We start from the raw sequence: 1,865 nt of genomic DNA on the forward strand, positions 1-1,865 counted from the left end.
TCGACGGCCCGCCCCGGGCCGGCCTCACGCGCCCTGGCGCCGTGCCAGGGCGCGGCCCACCTCTAGCAGCAGCGTATCGACGAGGGTGCGCAGGCGCTTCTGCCCGGTCCGGTCGATCGCCACGCGGGCGGCCAGGATCTGGTCGGCGGCCTGCTCCAGCGGATCGGCCGGGGGCAGCAGGCGAAGCTTCGGCCGGGGCAGGACGTCGAGCTTCGCGCGCGTGTCGGTGACGTCGAAGAAGGCGCCGTGGCCGTGCATGCCGGTCTCCGTCCGGGTCACGTGGCCGCGGTTGCGGATCCAGCGGATGTCGCCGCCTTCCGTGACGATCCGGAAGTCGGCGGAGAACGAACCGCCGGTCTCGCGCACCTGCCTGATCCGGTCGAACACCCAGTCGCGATCCTCCGGGTGGATGCGCGCGAGCGACTCGTCTAGCGTGAGGGGCTTGCCGACGAGCGACGCGTCGCCCGCCATCACGTCGCAGGCGCCCTCGTCGAGGACCGAGCGCCCGGCCGCGACGTTCGTCTCCCAGGCGCCTACGAACCCGAAGGCGATGAGCGCCGAGGCGAGCGAGGGCGTGGCGGGTGTCGAGCCGTCGAACATGAGCGATGCTCCCGGGAGCGAAGCCGCATCGCGTTCCGGTTGAGGCCGGATGCGTCGGCGCCATCGCATCAAGCGGTATCATTCACTGAATTGAAAATGCAATCGACCAGATGCACGGGCGACGATCGCGCGACCGCACGTGAAACCTGGTCCTTCTGCAAATTCCGGTTCGGGTCAGGGTTCAGCGGTTGCGCCCGGGCCGGGCCATCCAATCCGAGCGGTTGCCACGGCCGGCCGGCATCGCCTGGCCGACCTCGATCCGGGAAAGCTCGGCCGAGCGTGCCGCGATCCACCCGGTGTGCTCGGCCACCGGCGTCACCGCCGTGAACCCGCCGCAGGCGGTGCGGCGGCGGGCGTCCTGGCGCATCGCCCCGCTCGACCAGCTCACCACGCCGACGATCTGGTAGCCGCCGGGGCCGCCCGACAGGATCGGGCCGCCGGAATCGCCGAGGCAGGCGCCGGCGCCGGCGGTCTCGGCCATGCGGCGGCGGTCGGTGACGACGGTGACGCGGTTGGCGACCTGCAGCGACCCGATCGAGACGAGGTGCGCCTGGCGCAGGGTGCGGGCGGTGTTGCGGCGGTTCTCGGCGACGACGCCGAAGCCGGCGATGTCGACCGCGTCGCCGTTGCCGATCGAGCCGGCGCCGCGCGGATCGAGGGGCGCGTAGTCCGTGCCGAGCGGCTGCTCGAGCTTGAGCAGGGCGAGGTCGACGCCCGGCTGGTCCTCCGGCGTGGTGCCGGGGACGAATTCGGGATGCATTGAGGCGGCGATCACCGAGACGCGGCGCTGGCGGAAGCCGCGGTCGACCGCCACGATGCTGTAGCTGGCCGGCTGCATCACGCAATGGGCTGCGGTCAGCACGAGATCGGGCGCGATCAGCGTGCCCGAGCAGATCTCGCCCTGGGTGCTCTCGATCCGCACCACGAAGTTGCGCGTGCCGTTCGGGTCGCGGGTCACCTCGCCGTTGATCACGGCCGAAGCCGGTGCCGGCAGCGAGCCGAGGAGGCCGACGGACAGGCCGCCGAGCAGGGCGCCGCGGAGCACAGTGGCGAGCATCGTTCTCTCCGGGGGCCGAGGGCGCTCTCGGCAGGTGGGACTGAAGCCTAACGTAAAGCAATCCGTCGGCCAAGGTTCGGTTCCTCGGGGCCGGCGGGACCGCCGGCTCAGTGCCAGCGCGCCGTCCGGTCCCAGCCGGCGAGCGTGCGGTCGAGCCAGTCGCGCTGCGGCGCGACGCGGACGGCCTGGGTCAGGCCACCGCAGGCGC

The 1,865-nt window shown here is 72.5% G+C and carries 2 protein-coding genes and 1 pseudogene; all 3 read right to left on the bottom strand.

Annotated elements, in window-relative coordinates; genetic code table 11:
• Positions 1 to 24: 24 nt before the first annotated feature.
• Positions 25 to 600 carry a PAS domain-containing protein gene (locus FV223_RS26510; protein ID WP_147729720.1) on the bottom strand — a complete coding sequence of 192 codons (576 nt, stop codon included), beginning with the start codon at positions 598 to 600 and terminating at the stop codon, positions 25 to 27.
• A gap of 181 nt (positions 601 to 781) precedes the next feature.
• Complete coding sequence (locus FV223_RS26515; RefSeq protein WP_147729721.1) at positions 782 to 1,657, bottom strand: trypsin-like serine protease; 876 nt, start codon at positions 1,655 to 1,657, stop codon at positions 782 to 784.
• A 107-nt stretch (positions 1,658 to 1,764) separates the two neighbouring features.
• Positions 1,765 to 1,865, bottom strand: a pseudogene (locus FV223_RS32150) (S1 family peptidase); the annotation flags it as partial.

The organism is Methylobacterium sp. WL116, assembly GCF_008039455.1.
GTDB lineage: Bacteria > Pseudomonadota > Alphaproteobacteria > Rhizobiales > Beijerinckiaceae > Methylobacterium.